Source organism: Arhodomonas sp. SL1 (genome assembly GCF_052060015.1).
Taxonomy (GTDB): domain Bacteria; phylum Pseudomonadota; class Gammaproteobacteria; order Nitrococcales; family Nitrococcaceae; genus Arhodomonas.
Genome location: NZ_JBPODZ010000001.1, coordinates 486,029 through 505,981, shown reverse-complemented (window position 1 = coordinate 505,981; position 19,953 = coordinate 486,029). Strand labels below are relative to the sequence as shown.

The following is a 19,953-nucleotide window of genomic DNA, read 5'->3' as shown; positions in this document are numbered from 1 at the left end:
GATGATTGGCGGGCACTGGCCGCCCCCGGGCGGCCAGCGGACAACTAACGGAAAACCGGCGAAAGGCAAGGAGTTACTCGATGAACGACACCCTCAAGACCGTGCTGAAGATCACCGCGGCGACCGCGTCCCTGGCGCTGCTCGTCGGCTGCGCCTCCCAGGCCCGGGAGGAAATGAATGCACGTATCGACGAGGCGCTGATGACCGCCGAGGATGCACAGGCCAGCGCCGATCAGGCCCAACGCACGGCGGATTCCGCCATGTCGGCCGCCGAGCAGGCCCAGGCCACTGCCGATGAAGCCCTCAATGCGGCGGAGTCCGCTCAGTACACGGCCGACCAGAATGCGGAGAAGATCGACCGCGTGTTCAAGGAGTCGATGTACAAGTAAGCATCCCGATGGCGAGGCGCGCGGGGCCAGTGGCCCCGTGTCGCCTTTCAGCAACACGCCTTCCGTGCCGACTCAAGGGACGTCCGGGGCGTCCGGGCAGTCGGCGAGCAGACGGTACAGATCCCTGAGAATGGCGGCCGTCGCCCCCCAGATATAGTACTCGCCGTAGGGGATGGCACAGAGCCGATGACGCCGGCCACGATAGTGCATGGCATGGGGCCGATGGTTGCGATCGTCGAGGACGTGCTGCAGTGGCACCTCAAAGATCTCCGCCACCTCCCGCGGCTCGGCAACGAGGGTCGCCCCCGGGTCGACTAGACCCACCCACGGCGCGATGCGGAACCCTGTCCCCGTGGGATATTCCGGCAAGGAGCCGAGCAGCTCTACCAGTGCGGGGGAAAGCCCGATCTCCTCCTCCGCCTCGCGCAGCGCCGCCGCCAGGCTGGATATATCGTGCGCCTCGATCCGCCCGCCGGGGAAGCTGATCTGCCCGGCGTGGGCGCGCAGGTGGGCGGTCCGGCGGGTGAGGATGACGCTGAGGCCTTCACCGCGCTCCACCAACGGCACAAGGACCGCGGCGGGATGGAGAGCGGCGCCCGCGGGCACGGGGGCGCGCAGCGGCATGCGCGCCCGCTCGAAGCGAGTCCGGATCCAGCCGGTGTTCAAAGGTGTGTCCATACTGCCCGCGATCAACGGCCGTTCCCCGAATTATAAGCCGGGGCCGTCATTTGCGCAGTGGTTCTCCAGGGCCGATGAAAGCACGTGCGCCACCGATGGCTTTAAAGCATAATAGGTGACGAATGATATCCAAGAGACATGGGATATACGCGGGTAGTTCCGATCATGCGCCACGGTCTGCACATCCTATCATTGCTGGCACTGGTCCTATGGGCCGGTAACGCCGCCGCCCAGGCTACCGAGGGCGGCTGGCACAGTCCGATGCGCCCGCAGCTGGAACTCACCACCGAGCTCAGTGAGGCGCTGAATGTTCGCTTCGGTGTCAGCAGCTCGTCGGCGGCGGCGGAGAATGGCCAGTGGCGGGTGGCGCCACCCACGCAACCCGAGGGGGTCTCCGCCTCGGCCCTGGTGGATTGGGACCTACCGACAGCCGAGGGCGTGCGCGTCACCGGCGGTGCCTTCTACGGCAGCGGTGAGTGGGGCTGGCCTGGGGGCGTCGCGGCATCGGGGGATTATGACCCACCCTCCTACCGTTTCGAGGAAGACTCGGAATGGACGCCGTATGTGGGTCTCGGCTGGGACCAGCAATTCGGCGAGGAACGGCGCTTCGGGCTCCAGCTGGACATGGGTGTGAAATTCGAAGGCGTCTCCGATCTGGAAGGCGATGATCAGCTCCGTCGGCTCCGCGAGGAAGCGGAGCTGAGCACTCGGTTCGAGAGCTTTCGCTACGTACCCATGTTCTCGGCGGGCTTGGAGTACCGCTTTTAGGTCGGAGCCGTCACTGCTGGTCGCTGGCCACCCGGTTGCGGCCGGCGCACTTGGCCGCATACATGGCACGGTCGGCGCGGGCCACCAACTGGCGCCGATCATCGCCCCGGCGCCAGGTCGCCACTCCCACGCTAATCGTCACTTCCCCCTGCCCGCCGGGTTCCATCGTCGCAATACGCTGACGTAATCGGTCGGCGAGACACAGCGCGGCGTCGTGGCCGATACCGCTGGCGATCACGATGAACTCCTCCCCGCCCCACCGTCCGATGTCATCGCTGCGGCGTAACGAGCCCGCGACCTCGCTGGCAATCCCCGCCAGTACCCGGTCACCGGCTTCATGGCCGGCACGGTCGTTAAATTGCTTGAAGTGATCCACATCGAAGAGCAGTAGCGAGAGGCGACGCCCGTAGCGTTCCGCGCCGCTGATCGCGGCGTCGATCGCCAGCTCGGTGCCGTAGCGGTTGCGCACCTGTGTCAGGGGGTCGGTATGGGCAAGATGCTCCAGCCGTTCATTGGCCGCCTCCAGCTCGGCTCGTTGCCGGGCGAGACGCCGATTCAGCTCCCGGGCGCGCTGCAGTGTCGCCGCCACCGCCAGATCCTCGCCGAGATCGATGGCGGCACGCCGTTGCGCTTCCGTCCAGGGCCGGCTGCGGCCATGCAGTCGCTCCACCCAGGTCGCGAAGGAATGGCGGGGACCGAGACCGCTTTCCCCAACCTCACCGACGGCAGGTTTGTGGGGGTCGCCGGCCCACCGCCGGCTCTCCACCTCCTCGCCGCGGAAGAACATCAGCCAACCCGCATCACCCTCCTCCAGGGGCAGGCGCACGACCAGCGCCCCGCACACTCCGCTATCCCACACCGCCTCCCCGAGCGGTCCGGCAGCGAGCTCGCGACTGGCCCATGCCCGCTCCTCCGCCGGCATCCGACGCCCGAGCAAACGCGTGATCGCAAGGAGCTGCGCGGGCGCCGGCGCATGGCCCTGGGAGAGGGGCTGCTCGCCGACAACGAGGGCGATGCCGTCGGCATCGAACAGACCCCGCCAGCGTTCCCCGTAGCGCCGAAGCAGACTCGCCGGGTCCTCCACGTGTTCCCCGGCCCCGACCAGGGAATCACGGCTGTCATGGACCGCCCTCCGGAACCGACCCGCCTCGCGTTCCCGGAGCAGGAACAGTCGCTGCGCGGCCGCCCGCGTCAGGGCAACGACCGCCTCGCGCACCGGCGGGGGCAGTACCCGGGGATCAGATCCATGCCCTGCCAGCAGCCCCCAGAGCCCCTCATCGCCATGCAGGGCCACGGAGAAGGCGGAGGCCACACCCATATTCCGCAGGTAGGCCAGGTGTACCGGCGAGACCGCACGCAGCACCCCGCGGGAGAGATCCACGGACGGCTCCTCCGGCGATCCGCCAACCCCGAGTAGGGGTACGGCGGGAGCGGTTGCATCGGGGATGCTGCGTACCGGATTGATGCCATAGATCCGCCGGACCTGGGGCGGGATGTCCGTGGCCGGGAAATGGTGGCCCCGAAACCCCGCCATACCCTCCTCCAGGTCTTCGGCAATCACCGCGCCGTTCCAGTCCGAATCGAAACGGTAGACGAGGACCCGTTCATGGTCGGTAATCGCCCGTACCCCTTCGGTCAACCGCTGCAGCAACGCCGACACGGTCGGGGCTTCGGTCAATGCAGCCAGCTCCCGGCTGAAGGCGCCCTGGAGGGTCCGTCGGGGCTGCCGTGGAACAGGCTCCCCCTCCACCACCACCCGATCCCCGGTGCGATACGCCGTAAGATGAAACGCCATGCGTGGGCCCGGGGACGGCCGATGCCAGTATCGCTGCACCGCCGGTGATCCCTCCGGCCCCAGCCCCCGGCGGAGCCACTCGCGCAGGCGTCGTCCGAAGACGTCCGCCGACTCCATGCCAAGGGCCTGCTCCGGCGCCACCCCTAGCCACTGCGCAAGGTTAGCGCTGGCCTGGCGTATGCCCCCGAGCTCGCCGTCCAGGCAGACCAACCAGCCGGCCGACTGGATCGCGCCGGGGATATGAACCGGCTCCCGGGCACAATCGGCCAGCGCGGCCGCCAAGCGGTCATCGGGCTCAGGCATGGCTGCGCGTCTCCCCCATCTCGGCCAGCCACGCGTCGCAATAGCCGTGCAGGCACGCAAAGGTCTCCTGTGCCGCATCCCCGGCGGCGCCCGCGGTTTCCGTTTCCTGGCAAGCTTCGAGGAGATCGCGTAATACCGGCCAGTCACCGTGTTCATACAGGTGGAAGTACGAACCACCCCGTTCCCGGCGGACGCCCAATGTCTCGCGAAGGCGGGGCGCAATGACACGGCCCCCCATGGTAGCCCCCTCGATGACGTACAACACGCCCAGGGCGGCGTCGCCACTATCCAGGGGCGGTGTCCCCGGTAGCGCGTCTTTGGGGGGCCCTGCCCGCCCCTGACCGCGCCCCAGCGCGCTGAGATCCTCGCGGAGTAGCGGCGCACGCGGCCGATATCGATAGCCAGCGCGGAGTAGCCGCGGATCCCCCGCCCACATGGCCAGGGCAGGCTCGAGCGCCCGATAGTAACGGTAGAACATGCCCAGGATGGTGGTATACCTGTCGCATGTAAGTTCCCGTCGCAACAGGGCACCAAGCAGGGGGTGGCACTCGAGGCGGCGATGGGCCGGCGCCGTCTGCCGGCGAAGCTCATCGAGAACGCCCACGGATCGGCCGTCCCGCTTTTGCGTTACCACGCGACAATTCATGTCGTAGCCATTGCGCAGCCGGGATGAATCATCAGGGTAACCCACGTATTCTCCAGGGACGATAACCACGGAGAGGGATCGGGGCAGATACCGAATGGACTACATCCTCCTCATCGACGCCAACCGGGATGCCGCTACCCTTACCGATGAGCTGTCCCCAGAGCTAGCGGAGCTCCCGCTGCTCACGGTTCGGGACTTCCGCGATGCGGTCAACACCATGAGCGAGCGGGGATGCCCCGTGGCGCTCCGGCTCGGTTACCGCCTTGCAGACCGGACCACCACACTCGACGTCGTCAACTGGATGATCCTCCGGGATCTACGTGCGGACTATCGTTTCATCCCCGAGGATTTCCGTTTCCATGTCCACACCGAGGAGGCCGAGGGGCGCCGGCGGATCCTGGGCAAGCTGATGGCCTATCTCCAGTATCGGCGCTGGGACCAGGAAACCGGTATGCTCGTGCATGACCTTTGTCCCGGCTGAGGGGAGGAGCAATGGCGAGCACCCGCGCGAGCCCTTTCGAGCAAGCCCTTCGGGCCCTGGATGATCTCCACGCCGAGGATCCCCGAGCTGTGCGCACGGCGGTCGGAGAGCAGCCGCAGGAGCTCTGGCATGCGCAACGAATGAGCGCATGGCTGGACCAGGTGTGTGAACACCCTCCCAGTGAGCTCCTACGCCTGGCGGTGCGGGGCCAACACCTCCAACGCTGGCAGCTCCCGCGCAGCGAGTATCCCGAAGGCCGCACGGGCTATCTGCGCTGGCGCCGTGAGCAGGCCCGAAGCGCCGGCGCCCGCGCCGCGGCCATAGCCCTGGATGCCGGCTACCCGGCGACCGAAGCGGAGCGCCTGGCCAGCCTGGTGCGCAAGGAGGGGCTTGGTCGGGACCCAGAGGCGCAGGCGGTGGAGGACTGTGCCTGCCTGGTGTTTCTCGAGGGGTACCTAGCCGAGTTTTCCGGGCGGGTCGATACGGAGCATCTCCACCGGATCCTGCGCCGGACCTGGGGAAAGATGTCGCCCCGCGCCCGGGGGCTCGCCATGGAAATCCCCATGGCGGAGGAAGTCCGCGCCCAGGTCACTGCCGCCCTAGAGGGCCCGTCGGAATGAGGGACGGGAAACAGGACCAGCGGGCTATCCGGGACGGCACGGCGGCGTGGAAGCGAATGCGTGGCGGAGGAGGAGGGATTCGAACCCCCGGACCCCGTAGGGTCAACGGTTTTCAAGACCGCCGCCTTCGACCGCTCGGCCACTCCTCCGTAAGCCCGTCATTTTCCCGCGGGGCCGGGTCCAAGGCAAGGGCGCTTCCCCCTTCGCGCCGGGCACGGTAGGGTCTGCGTTCCTTCACGCCGCGCGAGCCTTGTCATGTCCCTTACCGTGCTGATCATCCTGATCACCGTCGGCGTCTCCCTGGCCGCGTGGCAGCGGCCCCACCTCCTGGATGCACTGATCTACTGGCCGCCGGCGGTGGCGCGTGGCGAGTGGTGGCGGCTACTGAGCCACGGCTTCATTCACGCCGACGGCGCCCACCTGCTATTCAACATGGTCACGTTCTACTTTTTCGGCCGGGTGATGGAGCGCGTGCTGGTGCCTCACATCGGCGTCGCCGGATTCGTGCTCTTCTATCTCGCCGGCATCGTCCTCGCCATGTTACCCACCCACTGGCGACATCGTCGGGACGCCGGTTACCGCAGCCTCGGTGCCTCGGGTGCGGTCTCGGCGGTACTGTTCGCCTACATATTGCTGCAGCCCTGGTCCATGCTGCTCGTCTTCATCGTTCCCGTGCCCGCCATCGTCTTTGCGGTGGCCTATCTCGGCTATTCGGTATGGGCGGATCGCCGCGCGGCGGACAATGTCAATCACGGCGCCCATCTCGCCGGCGCGGCCTGGGGTGTGGGATTCATGCTGTTACTGGAGCCGGCGCTGCTGCCACGCTTCTTCAGCGAGCTGCTCTCCCCCATGGGCTAGCCCGGACCGGGCGCGTCACGCAAGGCGGCTGCGCACTCCCGGACCAGCGCCGGGCCGCGGTAGATCAGCCCCGTGTAGAGTTGGATCAGGGACGCCCCGGCCCGGCGCTTGGACGCTGCATGCTCGCCCCGGGTGATCCCACCGACACCGATGAGCGGCACCTGCCCGTCGAGGCTGCGATGCAATGTCGCCAATATCGTGTCGGCCCGCGGACGCAGGGGCGCGCCGCTGAGGCCACCGGCCTCCTGGGCGCGCACACGATCACGGAGGCCTTCCCGCGATAGGGTGGTATTGGTCGCAGTCACGCCATCTATGCCGTGGGCGAGGACGCGCTCGGCGGTAATCCGGACGGCGGCCTCGTCCAGATCCGGCGAGATCTTCACCACCAGCGGCACGTAGCGGTCGTGACGATCCACCATCCGCTGCTGCTCGACCTTCATCGTCGCCAGCAGCGTGTCCAGATGCTCCGCCTCATGGAGGTCCCGCAACCCCGGCGTATTGGGCGAGGAGATATTGACCACCACGTAGTCCGCGTGGGGGTACACCTGCTCCAGGCAATAACGGTAGTCCTCCTCCGCCCGCTCCAGTGGTGTGTCCCGGTTCTTGCCGATGTTGATCCCCACCACCCCCGGATAGCGTCGCTGGCGTACCCGCTCCACCAGGTGGTGTACCCCCTTGTTATTGAAACCGAAACGATTGATGAGGGCGGTGTCCCCCGGGAGCCGGAAGAGCCGCGGTCGCGGGTTGCCCGGCTGCGGCCGCGGGGTCACCGTGCCGAGCTCGACAAAACCGAAGCCCAGGGCGCCTAAGGCATCCAGGTGATCCCCGTCCTTGTCGAGCCCGGCGGCCAGGCCTACAGGGTTGGGGAAGCGCAGCCCCATGCAGGTGATCGGCTGCGATGGCGGCGCGCCGAGCGCCAGGCGCAGCAGACCGCTGCGCTGGAGGGCGGGCAGCATGCCCAGGCTAGCCGTATGGGCGGTTTCGGCATCCAGCAGGAACAGCAGGCGCCGTATCAGGGGGTACATCTCGCGGCTCGCTCCTTGTCCGTTGCGCGTTGATTCTCCCACCGGGCGCCACCATCGCGCCAATCACCCCCTACCCGGCATGGTACGCTTGGGGCCGGGCCAGAAGGACCGCGATCATGAACGAACCGGAGCTAGACGGCCGCCTCGCCGCCATCATCCACGCCCTCGAGCCGCAGACCATCGTCACGATCGGCTCGCGGTTGCAACCACCCAGTGCCCATAGCGCGCGGGTGACACCCCTGGCGCCCGCCGAGGCCGTCACGGCCCTGCAACCGGGCGTGCGCTATGATCTGGCGCTCATTGCCGCCGATGCCGCCATCGAGCCGGGCGACGCGGCTGTGGTCCTCGCCCGGCTGCGCGATCTGTGCGCCCGCCACGTACTGGTGGCCACCGATGCGGCCGCCTCCTACCCCTGGCGGCGCAGCGACCTGGTGGCGCTTGGGTATATCCACCTGGGGGACTGCCGGGACGCCGCCGGGCCGGTGTCGCTCTACGAGTTCGATATCTCCACCTACAAGACCACCCCCGACTGGCTCAACCCACGCAACTGGGCGAACCCGGAGATGTGGGACCGCTACCGCTGGTAGACGCCGCACGCCGCCAGCCACTCGAGCACGGCCGCCGCGGCGCTTTCCCAGTGCGGCTCGAGCATCATTCCGTGGCCGATCTCCGGCACCAGCGAGAAATCCGCCGCCATGCGGGCGGCGGCGTCTTGGAGCTCCGACACCGGGAACAGGAGGTCCTCCGCGGCGGCAAGCATCAGCAACGGGACCCCCGCATTCCGCAGCGCAGTGGTGGCGGGCAACGGGCCGAAGGCCATATCCCAGATCGCACGGGGCGACTCCCGCTGCATTCGGGGGGCATATTGGCGGACCACTGCATCGGGGACCCGGTCAGAGAACAAGGCGCGACGGGCGATACCCGGATCCACCGCCGCGGGACCGATGCCCTGCATCATTCCCAGCTGTCCGGCAAGCGCCGGGTCACGGCCGAGCAGCCGCAGGCCGGCGGCGAGCAAACCCGAGGGCGGGACCGGCGCCATGAGCACCGCGGCAGCCAGCGGATGACGGCGGCGCTCGATGACCCGCTGAATGATGAAGCCGCCCATGGAATGCCCGACCAGGACGCAGGGCTCGCCGAGCTCCGCCATCATGGCCTCGATATCGGCCACGTAGTCCCCGATGCCGGCGCTGTTCAGGGGTCCCCGGCTGGCCCCGTGCCCACGCAGGTCCGGTGCCTGGGCGGGCACACCTGCCACGGCGAGGTAATCCAGCCAGTGGGGTTCCCAGCACCAGGCCCCGGCATAGGCCCCATGGATCAGGAGGGTCGGCGGTGCCCGTCGCCCCCGCACCCGTTCCCGGGGGTACGTTACCGCCAATGGCGTCACCGCCCCACCGGCGACGACGTCCCACCAGTCCAGCCATGACCGGAACATTACCCCACCCTCCTCCGGCCGTGGAGGAACCAGGCCAGGGCCATCGCCTGTAGCACCACCAGCGCGCCTATGCCGGCGTGATAGCCGCCGGCGCCGTACGTCTGGGAAACCGGGTCCTCCCAGAGGTGCAGCAGTGCCCCCATGCCCCACTGGACGCCGAAGGCGCCCACGAATACCAGCAGATTGAGGGCGGTGTTGGCGCGCCCTGCCAGCTGGCCGTGGAAATGCTGGGAGAGGGCGGCATACGGGATGGTGCCGCTGGTGCCGAGCAACCCGAAGCCGATCCACAGCACGATCGGCGAACTGGCGGGGAACGCCACGAGGCCGAGCTGGAACACCAGGAAGCCACCCATGCCGGCGACGGCGATGGAACCCGGGGCGATACCGCGTCGCGCGAGGCGGGTGGCGATGATGCCGGACAGCAGGAATCCGACGACCACGGACAGGCCCAGCAGCGTCAGGTGCACAGCGACGCCGGCGCGATCGAGGCCCGCCACATCGCGGAGCCAGGGACCCGCCCACAGCCCCTGTATGGCGAGGAACGCCGCCTGGGAGCAGACCGTGAGCGGGGCGATGGACCAGAAGTAGCGGTCACGGAAGACCGTGACGATGCCACCGAGCTGGGCGCGCAGGCCCAGATGGGCCGGCTCCTCGCGGTGCTCGGGCACGATCACCATCAGCGAGGCGGCGATGGCCAGGGACAGGGCCACGAGCCCGACGAACAGGGTACGCCAGTCCGTAAAGGCCAGCAGCCATTCCACCGGACCGGTGGCGGCCAGTGCGCCGGTGCTGCCCACCGCGAGGAGGCAACCGTTGACGAACGGCAGCCGTCGTGCCGGAAACCACTGCACAAAGGCCTTGAAGGCGGCCATCATGCAGCCGGAAACGCCGAGTCCGATCAGGGCCCGGCCGATGGTCAGCGAGACCAAGTCATCGCCGCGCGAGAACAACCAGGTCCCCACCGCTGCCACCACCAGGAGCGCCGCCTCCACCCGCCGGGGGCCAAAGCGGTCCAGCAACATCCCCAGAGGCAGCTGCGCCAGCGCGAAGGCGAGGAAGAAGGCACTGGTCAGCAGCCCCAGGTCCGCGGCATTGATCCCGGCGTCCGCCACCAGATTGGGCGCGATCACCGAATTGACGGTGCGGTAGACGTAGGAGAGGAAATAACCGAGCGCGAAAGGCACGAACACGGCGAGCGCCACCGCCCCCGTGGCGAGCCCGCTGGTGTCCCGGACCCCCTGAGCCGAGCCCATACCTGCCCCCGTAACCATAAAAGGCGAGGAGGATAGCAAAACCGCTCGGTGGCGGCACGGGGGCGGCCGAGTGTGGCTCCCCCCTGTGCCCCACGGCGCGGGGGCGCTACCCTAGCGACGAACACACCGACAGCGACACGGAGAGGCCATGAGCCAGGCGCCCACCCTCGTTCACCTGAGCGACTATACCGCCCCGCCCTATCTTGTCGACGAGGTGGAGCTCGAATTCGACCTCCACGACGATCACGCGCTGGTGCATTCGCGCCTGTCCGTACGGCGCGGTGCCGGGGTTGCGCCGGAGGCGCCCCTGGTCCTCGACGGCGAGGAGTTGGTACTGGAGGCCCTGCGCCTGGATGGGGCGGCCATGCCGGAAGGGCGGTACCGGCTCGACGAGGCGGCGCTGACCATCGAGGAGGTCCCGGACCGATTCACCCTGGAGGTGATCACCCGTATCCGCCCGCAGGACAACACCCGTCTGGAAGGACTGTACCGTTCCGGCGGCATGTTCTGCACCCAGTGCGAGGCCGAGGGGTTTCGCCGGATCACCTACTTCCCCGATCGCCCGGACGTGATGGCGCGCTACACGGTCACCATCGCCGCCGACCGGGACGGCTACCCCATTCTGCTGTCCAACGGCAATCCGGTGGCCAGCGGCGATGCCGGCGCGGGCCGGCACTGGGTACGCTGGCGGGACCCCTTCCCGAAACCGAGCTACCTGTTCGCGCTGGTGGCCGGCGATCTCCACTGCCACGAGGATTGCCACACCACACCCTCCGGTCGGGACATTCGCCTGGCGATCTATACCGAGCACACCAATGCCGGCCGCACCGAGCACGCCATGCGCTCGCTGAAGGCGGCGATGCGCTGGGACGAGGACACCTATGGACTCGAATGCGACCTGGATAACTACCTGGTCGTCGCCGTTGACGACTTCAACATGGGGGCGATGGAGAACAAGGGGCTGAATATCTTCAATACCCAGTACATCCTCGCCCGCCCGGAGATCGCTACCGACGCCGACTACGCCAATATCGAGGCGGTGATCGGCCATGAATACTTCCACAACTGGACCGGCAACCGCGTCACCCTGCGCGACTGGTTCCAGCTCAGTCTCAAGGAGGGCCTGACGGTCTTCCGCGAGCAGCAGTTCAGTGCCGATCGCGGCTCGCCGGCGGTGCGGCGCATCCAGGAAGTGCGCACCCTGCGCGCGGCGCAGTTCCCCGAGGACGCCAGCCCCATGGCCCACCCGGTGCGCCCGCAGTCCTATGCCGAGATCAACAACTTCTACACGGCGACGGTGTACATGAAGGGCGCCGAGGTCATCGGGATGTACCACACCCTGCTCGGCCAGGATGGCTTCCGTCGGGGGCTGGATCGGTACTTCCAGCGCCACGACGGACAGGCGGTGACCTGCGAGGACTTCCTCGCCGCCATGGCCGACGCCAACGACGTCGATCTCGGCCAGTTCGCGCGCTGGTACCACCAGTCCGGGACGCCGGTAGTGACCGTCACCGATGAATTCGATCCGCAGACGGGCCACCTGACCCTCATGCTGTCCCAGCACACCCCGCCGACGGCGGACCAGCCGGAGAAGCAGCCGCTGCACATCCCCGTGGCCCTGGGGCTGCTGGACACCGACGGCCATGACCTGCCCGTCCGCCTCAGTGGCGAGGACGAGCGCGCCGCCGGTACGCGCGTGCTCGAGCTGCGCGAGGCGGAGCAGCGATTCGTCGTCGAGGGCCTGTCCCAGCGGCCCGTCCCCTCGTTGCTGCGCGGCTTCTCCGCGCCGGTGCGCCTGGAATACGACTACAGCGACGAGTCCCTCGCCTTTCTGTTCGCTAATGACAGCGATGACTTCAACCGCTGGGAAGCCGGCCAGCGCCTGGCCAGCCGCATCCTCCTGCGCTGGGTGGACCGGGGCCCCGAGGACGCGCCCGAGTATTTCCTGGAAGCCTTCCGGCGCACGCTCACCGATCCGGCGGCGGATCCGGCCCTGGTGGCCGAGGCCCTGACCCTGCCGGCGGAGGGGTATCTCGCCGAGCAAATGGAGGTCATCGATGTGGCGGGCATCCATCACTCGCGCGAGCACCTGCGTGCCGAGATCGGGCGGCGGCTCGGCACCGAGCTTCGGAAGGCCTATGACGACAACCGGGTTACCGGCACCTATCGGCCGGACCCAGTGGACATGGGCCGACGGCGGCTGCGTAACCTGGCACTGGACTATCTGTTCGCCGCCGGCGATTCTGATGGCCTGGAGCGCTGCCTGACCCATTACCGCGAGGCGGACAACATGACCGATACCATGGCCGCCCTCACCCTGCTCGCCGACAGCCCCATGCCGGAGGCCGAGGCCGAGCTCGAGGCCTTCGCCGAGCGCTGGCAAGCCGATCCGCTGGTCCTGGACAAGTGGTTCCGGGTGCAGGCCCTGTCACGCCGCGAGGACGCCTTCGAGCGGGTACGCGCGCTCACTGACCACCCTGCCTTCGACGCCGGCAACCCCAACCGGGTGCGCGCGCTCATCGGCGCCTTCTGTCAGGGCAACACCTATCATTTCCACCGCAGTGACGGCAGTGGTTACACTTTCCTGGCGGACTGGGTGCTCGCACTCGATGGCATCAATCCCCAGATCGCGGCGCGCCTGGCCAAGACGCTGAGCCGCTGGCGGCGCTATGATGAGGGCCGTGGCACGGCGATGCGCACAGCACTCGAGCGGATCGATCAGGCACCGGCACTGTCGAAGGACGTGCGCGAGGTGATCGCGCGCAGCCTCGAGCCCCAAGGGGACAAGCAGCACGGGTAGACCCATGAAACACGCCTCCATCATTGCCGCCTTGTTGGGCCTGCTGGCCGCGGCCTCGCTGTCGGCGGCGCCGCTGCCCCAGCCCACCTCCCTGCAACAGGGCGAGGCCCGTCTGGTAGCGGAGCTGCTCAGCCAGTACCACTTCCGGGAGCAGGCGATCGATGACGACCTCTCCGAAGAGGTCTATCGGGCGTACTTCGACGCCCTGGATCCCCAGCGTTACTACTTCCTCGCCAAGGACGTGGAGGCCTTTGCGGACTATCGCCGGACCTTCGACGACCGCATCCGCGACGGCGATCTCGGCCCGGCTTGGGCGGTCTTCGACCGTTACTACCAGCGCGTGCAGGAACGCGTCGAGTTCGCCCTTTCCCTGATCGAGGAAGGCGCGGCGCTGCGCGAAGGCAGCGGCGAGTTCCGTATCGACCGGGACGATGCCGAGTGGGCGGAATCCCGCGCGGAGCTGGACGCCCTGTGGCGCAAGCGCGTCCGTCACGACGCGCTCACCCTGCGCATGAACGACGACACCCCCTGGGAGGACGTACGCAAGACCCTGCGCGAGCGTTACGAGCGACTCAGCCGGAGCATCGGCCAGTACAAGCCGGAGGATATCTTCCAGGCCTTCATGAACGCCTGGTCGAGCCGTTACGACCCCCACACCAGTTATCTCTCGCCCCGGCGCTCGGAGAACTTCGACATCAACATGAGCCTGTCCCTCGAGGGCATCGGGGCCTTGCTGAAGGGCGAAGGTGCCTATACCGAGATCGTCGAGCTGATCCCCGGTGGGCCGGCGGCGGGGAGCGGCGACCTCTCCCCCGGCGACCGGATCATCGGCGTGGCCCAGGGCGACGAGGAGATGGTGGACGTGGTCGGGTGGCGGCTCTCCGACGTGGTGGATCTCATCCGCGGGCCGCGGGAATCGGAGGTGCGCTTACGGGTGCTCCCCGCCGCCGGCGGTGGCAATGCCTCCCCCGAGGTGGTACGGCTGACCCGCAACCGCATCGAGCTCGAGGAACAGGCCGCGAGCGCCCGGGTGCTGACCACGGATACCGGTCCCGACGGGCATCGTGTGGGTGTGATCGATGTGCCCGCGTTCTACATGGACTTTGAGGCGGCGGAGGCCGGCGACGAGGACTACCGCAGCACCTCCCGGGACGTGGAACGGCTGATCGGCGAGATCCGTGATGAGGTGGATGGCATCGTCCTCGACCTCCGCGGCAACGCCGGCGGCTCCCTGGAGGAGGCGACGCGTGTGGCGGGGTTGTTCATCGAGCATGGCCCCATCGTGCAGGTACAGCGCAGCACCGGCGAACGGGAAGTACTCGAGGATGACGACGGCGGCGCCATCGCCTACCGCGGGCCCCTGGGTGTGATAGTGGACAGCTACAGCGCATCGGCCTCGGAGATCGTCGCCGCGGCCATCCAGGACTACGACCGCGGCGTAGTGATGGGGGCGCGCACCTTTGGCAAGGGTACCGTGCAGACCATGGTCAACCTGGAGCGCTTCGGCCTCGATAGCGAGCAACCCACGGGCCGGCTCAAGATGACGGTGGCCAAGTTCTACCGGGTCACCGGCGAGAGCACTCAGCTTCGCGGCGTGGAACCGGATGTGGCCCTGCCCATGGGTGCCGGTGGCGAGACCGGCGAACGCGATACCGACAATCCACTGCCGTGGGACGAAATCCGGGCCGTGGATTATCGGCGTGGGCCGGGCGCGCTGCCGATTGCGGAACTGCGTGAGCGTCACGCGGCGCGGATGGACAGCGACCCGGCGATGCGGGCCTTGGCACGGGAGGTCAGCCATCGCACCAAGGAGCAACGCACGGACCGCGTTTCCCTGGACGAAGAGGTCCGCCGCGAGCGGGCCGAACAGGCGCGGGCGGCGCGACTCGAGGCGGTGAACCGGCAGCTCGAGGCCATGGGCCGCGAGCCCGTGGCGAGCCTGGACGAGCTCACCGACGAGGATCGGCCGGATCTTGTCCTCCGAGAGGCCGCACGCATCACCGCGGATCTGGCCGTGCTTACCGGCGCGAGCCCCGTTCGGCGCACCGCCGCCGCCGCGGAGTAGGCCGGGAGGGTTGCCCTCTGCGGCCGTGCGTCGCAGAGTGGGGACCTTTCGCGTCACGCGGGGATCAGCATCGGGATGCAGCGGCTTCTGCACGTTCCCTTCGACAGCCCCTGGATATCAGGACCGCTCTGGGTGGGGGTGCTCGTCGCCCTGCTCTACCTCGCCCGTCGACCGGCGCGTCGTCTTGTCATGGTCTTGGACTGGCGCGCGCGGCGTGGCCTCGGCCATGGAGTCGCCGCCCTGGTGCGCGGGCGCCTGCGCCTCGGCCGTAGCTATCGCCGCATGCTCCTCGCGGACGCCCGCGAACAGGCCGAGGACCGCGTACGGCGCGAGGTGATGCAGCTGGAGCGGACCGTCCAGCGGGACCTCTCTGGCTTTCCCCACCTCCACCGGCAGCTCAGCGAGCGCATCCATCGCCTCGAGGAAGATTACCGACAATCGGAGGAGGCACCGCCCCGTCCACCCGAGTGGGTCCACGCCCTGGAGACGGTGGCGAACCTGCCGCGGCCCGAGGACCCCTCGGTTACGCGGTTGCTGGAGGACATGCACGGGACCCTGGACCGCGCCTGCCACGAGACCCTGCAGAGCTACCGCGCGGCGAGCCGCCGCCGGCATCGTATCTTCCGCCGCATGGTCCCGGTGTGGCGGCGGGTCGAGCGCACGCTAGGTACCATTCAAGCGGATCTGCAACGCGTCGAGGGGCGCGCCGCGGCGGTCCACCGCCAGATCGAGCGCTTCCAGCGGCTCAGTACCCGCGAACCGGACCGCGCCCGCCGTGCCGCCGGGCTGACCCTGGCACGCTGGGTGACGGCAATGTTGCTGCTCGCCGCGGCGGCGGCCGGGGCGGTGATCCTGCACGGCCTCGTCGGGCGCTCGCTGGTGGAGGTGGGCGCCGGTCTCGGTAGTGCACCAGGCGGGGCCCCGTTCTCGTCCTGGCTCACCACGGCCCTGCTCGCCATGATCGTCACCTGCGGACTGCTGCTGACCGAAACCGCAAGGGTGACGCGGCTGATCCCCGGCCTCGGTAACGCGCGCACCGCCATACGGCTGGCCTTCGGCATCGGGGCAGGCGTGCTGCTCGCCGTCCTCGCGGTCTCCGTGGCGGCATTGGCCCTTCTGCGCGACTATCTACTGACCTTGGACGCCGCAGCCGATGCCCTGTATACCCGCGGCAGTGGCGCCCCCCTGGAACCGGTGCTGCTGTGGATCCCAGCCGTCGCGCAGGCCGTGCTGGCCTTCGGCCTGGCCCTGTTCCTCGCCGTCGTGCCCACCGCCTTCGAGCAGACGGTCCGGCAGGGACGCCTGGCCATGCTCGCCAGCGGTATCGCCATCCTGCGCGCGACGGAGCTGGCGCTACGGCTGCTTGCGTTGGTCACCGGCGGGCTCTCGCGTCTGCTGCTGGCCTTATACGATCTGGTGGTCTTCGCTCCGCTGTTCATCGAGCGGTCCCTTCGGCGGCGCCGCGACCTGCCGGATGCCGCCCGCGGTGAAAGCGGATGAACCGGATGGCCGGCCCGTGGATCGGGGTGCTCGCCGCGCTGTTGCTCGCGGTGCAGCCCCTTGCCGCGGGGGAGCGCCAGTGCCTGCTCATCGATCCGGCGGTGATCGGGCGGATCCCACCATTGCTGCCGCTCGGACAGTTGGAGCGGCCCCGCGGCGGGGATGACCTGCGCGTCCTCATCGGTGACAGCCTGGTAGTGGATCTCACCCTGGCCGAGCGCCCGGGCGTTCGGGCGGCACAGGTGCTCGCGGCGGCCCGCATGCTGGAGGGGCCCGCCACCGAGATCGCCCTGCGCCAGCAGTGGCGCCCTGAGCCGGCCCGCTGCGTGGAAAAGGACATGCCTGCGGCCGCCGTGCTCGTGGGCCGCATCGCCGCCGCCACGCCGCCGGCGAGCCTCCCGCCCGGCGACGCCTTCCGGCGGGTGCTGCTCATTGACCTGCCGGCCGCCACGCCCCGCCGGGAGCTCGGGGCATGGCGGACGATATGGGGCAAGGATGTGCCGGTCACCGTACTGCCGCTAGCGGCGCCGCGACTGGCACCCGCTGCGGGGGAGGGAGAGACCGCAGAGTGAGCTACACCGCCTCGGCCATGTGCCTGACGACCAGCTGCAGACGCTCCTCGCCCCGGTAGGCGTTTACCTCCAGGCGGTAGACCATGTCGACCCGCTCGCCGAGCTCATGCCAGCCCGCCTCGACAGCGCCAAAGGCGATCGCGTCCACCGCGGTGTCAGCGTCCGCGGGGGTCACCGAGAGCTTGAGGTGGTCCCCACCGACGACCCGCCGGTGAAGTACCCGGAAACGTCCCTCGAAGACCGGCTCCGGGAAACCCTGTCCCCAGGGGCCGCCCGAGCGCAGCGCCATGGCCGTGTCCAGGCTCAGCTCCGCGGGTGCCAGCGGGCCGTCCGTGTAGAGGGTAGCAGTCAGGTCCTGCCCGTCGATCCACTGATCAGCGACCTCTCGCAACAGCGCCTCGAAGCGTCCGAAATGCGTCCGAGGAAGGGTGAGACCGGCGGCCATGGCGTGGCCCCCGAAACCCGTGATCAGCCCCGGCTCCAAGGTATCGACCCGCTCGATGAGGTCCCGCATGTGGACGCCGGGGATGGAGCGCGCCGAACCCTTGAGCTGCTGGCCGTCCTCGTCGGGTGCGAAGACGATGGCCGGCCGGTGGAAACGCTCCTTGAGGCGGGCGGCGACGATGCCGACGACCCCCTGATGCCACTCCGCTCGGCTCAGACACAACACCGGCGGCGGAGACTGGCCCTCGAGTGCTGCGACCCCCTCGGCGACGTGCTCCATGGCCTCCGCCTTCATGTCCGCCTCGATCACCCGGCGGCGGCGATTGAGCGCATCCAGCTCCGCGGCAAGCTCCCGGGCACGGCCGGGGTCGTCGCTGAGCAGGCACTCGATGCCCACAGACATATCCTCCAGCCGTCCCGCCGCATTCAGCCGGGGCCCGACCGCGAAACCGAGATCCGCCGCCACTACCCGTGCGGGATCGCGGCCGGCAACTTCCAGCAGGGCCTTGATGCCCGGACACGCACGACCGGCACGGATACGGGCGAGCCCCTGGTGGACCAGGGCCCGGTTGGTGCGCTCCAGGGGCACCACATCGGCGACCGTCCCCACCGCCACCAGATCCAGCAACCCCGCGAGTGGAGGTGCCTGCTGCGGGAATCGGCCGCGGGCACGGAGCAGGCGCCGGAGTGCGGCCATGACGTAGAAGATCACGCCCACTCCGGCCAACGTCTTCGCCGGGAAGCCGCAACCCGGGCAATTGGGATTGACCAGGGCATCCGCCGGCGGCAGCTCCGCCCCGGGCAGATGATGGTCGGTTACGATGACCTGCATGCCCCGTTCCCGGGCCACCCTCACCCCATCGATACTGGAGACGCCGTTGTCCACCGTGACGATGACCTCCGGTGCCAAGGATTCCGCCTCCCGCACCAGCGCGGGGCTGAGGCCGTAGCCGTACTGGAAGCGATTCGGCACCAGATAGTCCACGGCATCGGCGCCCATAGCGCGCAGCGCGCGCAGGCCCACGGCACAGCTGGTGGCGCCGTCGGCGTCGAAGTCGCCCACCAGCAGGATTCGTCGCCCCTTCGCCACGGCATCGGCGAGGATCCGTGCGGCCGCCTCGGTACCACCCATGGTAGCGGGGTCGGGCAGCACCTCCAGGCGACGATCCAGGGCCTCCGGGTGATCGATCCCCCGGGCCGCGTAGACCCGGCGCAGAACGGGGTGCCAGTGCGGCGGGAGCCGCCGCTGCGCCTCGGCGTCCACGGGACGGCGCGCCACCGCCACCGGGCCCGGGTCGGGCATCATTGCAGCCACCGCCGGATGGCTCCCCCCCTGCGCCAGAACCGCAGGCGCGCGTGGCCGTCGAGGCGGAAACCCCGGTCGCCACCGGGGTAGACGCACACCGCCCGTCGGTGGCCGCGGGCGACGGCCTCGCTCGCCGGTACGGCCCAGTCCGCCTCGAACGCCTGTAACGCCGCCAGCCAGCCTTCGACATCACCGCCGCAGAGGGCCCGGTCCGCATCCCCCCAGACCGCGATCATGTCTTGATCGGCGGGGAGATCGCGGTAACGGGCCACCGGTGCGTCGACGCTGCCGCCACGCAGGCGCACCTGGCCGCTGACCACCGGGTCATCGCTCAGGGCCAGGGGTGGCATCCCATCGCCCGCCACGGCCGGCAACGTTCCGGCCCCCCAGAACCAGAGGCCGTTGATCGGCAGCATTCCCGATTCCTCCCGGCGCGCGTTCAGCGCCAGACCGTGGAGCAGCATCTGTGTCTCGTTGAGCAGTCGCCGCCATTCCTGGTCGGCCGCTTCGATGCCGCTGTAATCGCCCAGGTGTCGTCCGGCGACCTCCCGGGTCGCCACGCCGGCCCCCGCGCCGGCCAGCGCTGATGGGGGGCTGGGCAGGCGCAGGAACAAGTGGCCGCCGAAGCAGCGCAGCTCCAGGCCATCGGCCACGAACTGGGCATTAAAGGCATCGCGGACCTGCGTGGCCTCGGCCTCGCTCAGCATGACGTGGGCGCCGGCGAAAACCATCACGCGGTCCCGGTCGGGGCGCAGGTGAACCGGATCGGCGCAGCACCAGGGGAATTCGCCCGGCTCTCCCCCCGCGCCGAGGACCCCCACCGCACCGGCACCCGGGAAGGCGGCCGGCCAGGGGGAGAGGAATGCAGGCGCGGCCCCGCAGCGCCCTGCCCGGGCCAGGAGCCATTCCGTGGCCGGGTAGGCACCGCGGCGCGATACCAGTTCCTGCAGCTGCGCCGGCACCGGGCCGAGCAGGCCGGGGGCCAGCAGGTGCACCACCCCGCCGGCCGCCATGG

At 69.1% G+C, this 19,953-nt stretch carries 18 protein-coding genes and 1 tRNA gene; 10 read left to right on the top strand and 9 right to left on the bottom strand.

Annotated features, from left to right (window positions below; translation table 11 throughout):
* Positions 1 to 80 precede the first annotated feature (80 nt).
* Positions 81 to 389, top strand: a complete 309-nt coding sequence (locus tag ACQ754_RS02375) for an Lpp/OprI family alanine-zipper lipoprotein (RefSeq protein WP_440995382.1) — start codon at positions 81 to 83, stop codon at positions 387 to 389.
* 72 nt (positions 390 to 461) lie between these two features.
* On the opposite strand, the gene ACQ754_RS02370 is transcribed toward ACQ754_RS02375, so the two are convergent.
* A complete protein-coding gene (locus tag ACQ754_RS02370) occupies positions 462 to 1,067 on the bottom strand; it encodes a CoA pyrophosphatase (protein WP_440995381.1) in 606 nt (201 codons plus the stop codon).
* 165 nt (positions 1,068 to 1,232) lie between these two features.
* Here ACQ754_RS02370 and ACQ754_RS02365 point away from each other — a divergent pair, with 165 nt between their 5' ends.
* Positions 1,233 to 1,835: a hypothetical protein gene (locus ACQ754_RS02365; RefSeq protein WP_440995380.1), complete on the top strand. Its 603-nt coding sequence runs from the start codon at positions 1,233 to 1,235 to the stop codon at positions 1,833 to 1,835.
* Positions 1,836 to 1,845: 10 nt separating this feature from the next.
* On the opposite strand, the gene ACQ754_RS02360 is transcribed toward ACQ754_RS02365, so the two are convergent.
* Together ACQ754_RS02360 and ACQ754_RS02355 are read right to left on the bottom strand one after the other, a co-directional pair.
* Positions 1,846 to 3,933: a diguanylate cyclase gene (locus ACQ754_RS02360; protein ID WP_440995379.1), complete on the bottom strand. Its 2,088-nt coding sequence runs from the start codon at positions 3,931 to 3,933 to the stop codon at positions 1,846 to 1,848.
* Positions 3,926 to 4,537 (bottom strand): biliverdin-producing heme oxygenase, encoded by a 612-nt coding sequence (locus tag ACQ754_RS02355; protein WP_440995378.1) that lies wholly within the window; start codon positions 4,535 to 4,537, stop codon positions 3,926 to 3,928. Before ACQ754_RS02355 ends, ACQ754_RS02360 begins: the two co-directional genes overlap by 8 nt.
* 136 nt (positions 4,538 to 4,673) lie before the next feature.
* Here ACQ754_RS02355 and ACQ754_RS02350 point away from each other — a divergent pair, with 136 nt between their 5' ends.
* Together ACQ754_RS02350 and ACQ754_RS02345 are read left to right on the top strand one after the other, a co-directional pair.
* On the top strand, positions 4,674 to 5,060 hold the full coding sequence (locus ACQ754_RS02350; protein ID WP_440995377.1) for a cyclic-phosphate processing receiver domain-containing protein: 387 nt from the start codon (positions 4,674 to 4,676) through the stop codon (positions 5,058 to 5,060).
* 11 nt (positions 5,061 to 5,071) lie between these two features.
* A complete protein-coding gene (locus ACQ754_RS02345) occupies positions 5,072 to 5,680 on the top strand; it encodes a DUF4202 domain-containing protein (RefSeq protein WP_440995376.1) in 609 nt (202 codons plus the stop codon).
* Between the two features lie 61 nt (positions 5,681 to 5,741).
* Here the strand turns inward: ACQ754_RS02345 and ACQ754_RS02340 are convergent.
* Positions 5,742 to 5,829 (bottom strand) — tRNA-Ser (locus ACQ754_RS02340).
* A gap of 106 nt (positions 5,830 to 5,935) precedes the next feature.
* On the opposite strand from ACQ754_RS02340, the gene ACQ754_RS02335 reads away from it, so the two are divergent.
* A complete protein-coding gene (locus ACQ754_RS02335) occupies positions 5,936 to 6,538 on the top strand; it encodes a rhomboid family intramembrane serine protease (RefSeq protein WP_440995375.1) in 603 nt (200 codons plus the stop codon).
* Here ACQ754_RS02335 and ACQ754_RS02330 read toward each other — a convergent pair.
* A complete protein-coding gene (locus ACQ754_RS02330) occupies positions 6,535 to 7,563 on the bottom strand; it encodes a quinone-dependent dihydroorotate dehydrogenase (protein WP_440995374.1) in 1,029 nt (342 codons plus the stop codon). The two genes, ACQ754_RS02335 and ACQ754_RS02330, sit on opposite strands and share 4 nt — an antisense overlap.
* 116 nt (positions 7,564 to 7,679) lie before the next feature.
* On the opposite strand from ACQ754_RS02330, the gene ACQ754_RS02325 reads away from it, so the two are divergent.
* Entirely contained in the window at positions 7,680 to 8,150 is a 471-nt protein-coding gene (locus ACQ754_RS02325) for a DUF6231 family protein (protein WP_440995373.1), read from the top strand.
* Here the strand turns inward: ACQ754_RS02325 and ACQ754_RS02320 are convergent.
* Together ACQ754_RS02320 and ACQ754_RS02315 are read right to left on the bottom strand one after the other, a co-directional pair.
* Positions 8,138 to 8,998: an alpha/beta hydrolase gene (locus tag ACQ754_RS02320; protein ID WP_440995372.1), complete on the bottom strand. Its 861-nt coding sequence runs from the start codon at positions 8,996 to 8,998 to the stop codon at positions 8,138 to 8,140. The two genes, ACQ754_RS02325 and ACQ754_RS02320, sit on opposite strands and share 13 nt — an antisense overlap.
* Complete coding sequence (locus ACQ754_RS02315; protein WP_440995371.1) at positions 8,998 to 10,251, bottom strand: MFS transporter; 1,254 nt, start codon at positions 10,249 to 10,251, stop codon at positions 8,998 to 9,000. The genes ACQ754_RS02320 and ACQ754_RS02315 overlap by 1 nt, the downstream gene beginning before the upstream one ends.
* A gap of 148 nt (positions 10,252 to 10,399) precedes the next feature.
* Between ACQ754_RS02315 and pepN the strand changes: the two genes are divergently transcribed.
* The 4 genes from pepN to ACQ754_RS02295 all read left to right on the top strand — a co-directional run bounded on the left by pepN (position 10,400) and on the right by ACQ754_RS02295 (position 17,188).
* Positions 10,400 to 13,051, top strand: coding sequence for an aminopeptidase N (gene pepN / locus ACQ754_RS02310; protein ID WP_440995370.1), 2,652 nt, complete (start codon positions 10,400 to 10,402; stop codon positions 13,049 to 13,051).
* A 4-nt stretch (positions 13,052 to 13,055) separates the two neighbouring features.
* Entirely contained in the window at positions 13,056 to 15,116 is a 2,061-nt protein-coding gene (locus tag ACQ754_RS02305; protein WP_440995369.1) for a carboxy terminal-processing peptidase, read from the top strand.
* Between the two features lie 75 nt (positions 15,117 to 15,191).
* Positions 15,192 to 16,616, top strand: coding sequence for a hypothetical protein (locus ACQ754_RS02300; protein ID WP_440995368.1), 1,425 nt, complete (start codon positions 15,192 to 15,194; stop codon positions 16,614 to 16,616).
* On the top strand, positions 16,613 to 17,188 hold the full coding sequence (locus tag ACQ754_RS02295; RefSeq protein WP_440995367.1) for a hypothetical protein: 576 nt from the start codon (positions 16,613 to 16,615) through the stop codon (positions 17,186 to 17,188). The genes ACQ754_RS02300 and ACQ754_RS02295 overlap by 4 nt, the downstream gene beginning before the upstream one ends.
* Before the next feature lies 1 nt (position 17,189).
* On the opposite strand, the gene recJ is transcribed toward ACQ754_RS02295, so the two are convergent.
* Entirely contained in the window at positions 17,190 to 18,938 is a 1,749-nt protein-coding gene (gene recJ / locus ACQ754_RS02290; RefSeq protein WP_440995366.1) for a single-stranded-DNA-specific exonuclease RecJ, read from the bottom strand.
* Positions 18,935 to 19,951, bottom strand: coding sequence for a hypothetical protein (locus ACQ754_RS02285; protein ID WP_440995365.1), 1,017 nt, complete (start codon positions 19,949 to 19,951; stop codon positions 18,935 to 18,937). Before ACQ754_RS02285 ends, recJ begins: the two co-directional genes overlap by 4 nt.
* Positions 19,952 to 19,953 lie beyond the last annotated feature (2 nt).